Here is a 224-nt window from a genome sequence, read left to right on the forward strand (position 1 = left end):
TTTGTCAGAGAGACGAAACGATGAAGTAAGCTTGTTTAAGATTGATATTACTGGTGACGAACCGTTAAAGGGTGAGTGACGAGTAATAAAACAGAATTTGCTTGGCGGCCATAGCGCAACGGTCCCACCTGATCCCATGCCGAACTCAGAAGTGAAACGTTGTAGGCGCCGATGGTAGTGTGGGGTCTCCCCATGTGAGAGTAGGGAACTGCCAGGCATTAAAT

General features: G+C 47.8%; 1 rRNA gene. It reads left to right on the forward strand.

Features of this window, described 5'->3' with window-relative positions:
* Positions 1–100: 100 nt before the first annotated feature.
* Positions 101–217: ribosomal RNA gene (gene rrf, locus BHE89_RS03465) — 5S ribosomal RNA — on the forward strand.
* The last annotated feature ends 7 nt before the right edge of the window (positions 218–224 follow it).

Origin of the sequence: Shigella sp. FC1967 (assembly GCF_001743005.1) — a bacterium.
In the GTDB taxonomy this organism is placed as follows: Bacteria; Pseudomonadota; Gammaproteobacteria; order Enterobacterales; family Enterobacteriaceae; genus Proteus.